Annotated in this window: 1 protein-coding gene; it reads left to right on the plus strand. The window is 38.5% G+C overall.

Annotation, left to right across the window (positions count from 1 at the left end):
* Positions 1-3313: HYR-like domain-containing protein (locus OS188_RS14650; protein WP_267149601.1), on the plus strand; the 3313-nt coding region annotated here is incomplete at both ends.

Raw genomic sequence — 3313 nt, forward strand, 5'->3', positions numbered from 1 at the left:
TGGTTAGAAGGATTTACTGTATCTGGTGGTTGTAATGCTACTGGAGATTACGGAACTCCTACTGCTCCACTTTTATGTGATGGTGGTACAACAACTGTAACTTATACCATTACTGATACTTGTGAGCCAACTACTATAGAAAGTACTTTTACAATTTCAGCACCTGAGGCTTTAGTAATTACAACAGAAGCTACAAATATAGATATCGAATGTGATGGCTCTGGAAATAATGGGGCTATTGAAGATTGGTTAAATAATAATGGGAACGCAACTGTTTCTGATAATTGTTTAGTTGTGACTTGGACTAATAATTATGGAGGTGAAACTTCTGATTGTGCAGATCCTATTGAAGTAATTTTTACAGCTACTGATGCATGTGGAAACTCAGTTAGCACATCTGCTTTCTATTCTATAATTGATACAATAGCTCCAGAGGTTACTCCTGCTAGTCCAGAAACCGTAGAATGTGATGGAAATGGAAATATAGACGCCTTAAATGCTTGGTTAGATAACAATGGTGGTGCTACTGCTACAGATGACTGTTCTGCTGTTGCTTGGTCTAACGACTTTACTGGATTATCTGACGAATGTGGAGAAACTGGTTCTGCAACTGTAACATTCACCGCAACCGATGCTTGTGGGAATGAAAGTTCTACAACAGCTACTTTCACTATTCAAGATACAATTGCTCCTATGGCTCCTGCGCCACCAGCTGATATAACATACGAATGTGAATCTGATGTTCCTGCGGCTATTGAATTAACTGCAACAGATAATTGTTCTGGTGATATCATCGGGGTAGTTTCAGAAATTACAGATAGTTCAGATGCGTGTAACCTAACTATAACACGAACTTGGACTTTTACCGATGCTTGTAATAATACATCTTCTGTTTCGCAAATAATAACTGTTGCGGATACGGTTGCTCCTGTAGCACCTCAAGCACCAGCTGATTTAACTGTAGAATGTATTACAGAACTACCAGCAAATATAGATTTAACAGCTACAGATAACTGTGCTGCTGATATTGTTGCGTCGCCTGTAGATTCTATTGACGAAACTATTCCATGCAACATTATTGTTACTCGTACTTGGACTTTTACAGATACATGTAATAATACATCTTCTGTTTCACAAATAATTACAGTAGTTGACACAACAGCTCCAGAAGCACCAATTGCTCCTGCTGCCATAGCATACCAATGTATAGACGAAGTTCCTGCTGCTGAAGAATTAATTGCTACAGATAACTGTGCTGGCGATATCATTGGTGTGGTTTCAGAAACTACAGACGATGCTGATGCGTGTAACATAACAATTACCCGTACTTGGACTTTTACTGATAATTGTGATAACAGCTCTTCTGTTTCTCAAATAATTACAGTTGCCGACACAACAGCTCCAACTATGACTACAGTAGCTGCTGATCAAACTGTTTTATGTGATGGTACTGGTAATGCTCAAGAATTCCAAGCCTGGTTAGATACTCATGCAGGTTCTCAAGCAACAGATAATTGCTCAGCAATTACCTGGTCTCATGAAATTCTAAATGTTATCGAACAATGTGGTGAAACTACAAGAACACTTGTACGTTTTATTGCAACAGATGCTTGTAATAACTCTAGCAGTACAACTGCCCTATTCTCAATTTTAGATTTAGTTCCTCCAACAATAGAAACAGAAGCTACAGACTTAATAGTTGAATGCGATGGTTTAGGAAACACAACAGATTTAAACACATGGTTGACTAATAATGGAGGTGCAACTGCTACCGACCTTTGTGGAAACGTAACATGGACAAACAACTTTACTGAACTGTCAGATGGTTGTGGAGAAACAGGTTCTGCTACAGTTACTTTTACTGCTACAGACGATTGTGATAATTCTGTAACTACAACTGCAACTTTTACTATAGAAGATACAATTGCTCCTATAGCTCCAATGGCTCCAGCTGACGTTGCTTACGACTGTATAGCTGATGTTCCTGCAGCCGAAGAATTAACGGCTACAGATAATTGTTCTGGTGATATTACTGGTGTAGTAACAGAGAATATTGAGGACGCTGATTCTTGTAATATTACAATTACACGTACTTGGACTTTTACCGATGCTTGTAATAATATGTCATCTGTATCTCAAATAATAACTGTATCAGATACTATAGCTCCTATAGCACCTCAAGCTCCAGCGGATATTACTTACCAATGTGAAGCTGATGTTCCTGCTGCTATGGAATTAACGGCTACAGATAACTGTGCTGGTGATATTATTGGTGTAGTATCAGAAACAACAGATAATTCAGACGCTTGTAATATAACAATTACTCGTACTTGGACTTTTACTGATACTTGTAATAATACATCTTCTGTTTCACAGGTAATCACTGTTGCAGATACGACTGCTCCTGTAGCACCTCAAGCTCCAGCGGATATAGCCTACCAATGTATCGACGATGTTCCTGCCGCTATGGAATTAACGGCTACAGATAACTGTGCTGGTGATATTATTGGTGTAGTATCAGAAACTACAGATAATACAGATGCTTGTAATTTAACAATTACACGTACCTGGACTTTTACTGATACTTGTAACAATAGCACGTCTATTTCACAAACAATAACAGTGGCTGACACAATTGCTCCAGTAATTAGTACTGAATCTTCAGATATTTCAATTGAATGTGATGGTTCTGGAAACAATGGTGCTATTGAAGCTTGGTTAGCTAATAACGGTGGTGCTGTAGCGTCTGATAATTGTAGTGAAATTACATGGACCAACAATTATGGAGGTACAACTTCTGATTGTGCAGATCCAATTGAAGTTATTTTTACAGCTACTGATGCTTGTGGAAATTCAACTTCTACTACAGCGACTTACTTAATACAAGATACAATAGCTCCGGAAATTAGTCCTGCTACTTCTGAAACTGTAGAATGTGATGGAAATGGAAACATAGATGATTTAAATACATGGTTAGCCAATAATGGTGGAGCAACTGCTACAGATGACTGTTCTGCTATTGCCTGGTCTAACGACTTTACTGAATTATCTGACGAATGTGGAGAAACTGGTTCTGCTACTGTAACCTTTACTGCTACTGATGGTTGTGGTAATACAAGTTCAGTATCAGCTACCTTCACAATAATCGATACTATTGCTCCTACCGCTCCAGAAGCTCCGGCGGATATAGCTTATGAGTGTGTATCTGAAGTTCCTGTTGCAGAAGAATTAACTGCAATGGACAACTGTGCTGGTGAAATAGTTGGAGTTTTAGAAGAAACTACTAACGATACGGATTCTTGTAACATAACAA

The sequence above is a fragment of the Xanthomarina sp. F1114 genome, from assembly GCF_026410255.1.
Classification (GTDB): Bacteria; Bacteroidota; Bacteroidia; order Flavobacteriales; family Flavobacteriaceae; genus Xanthomarina.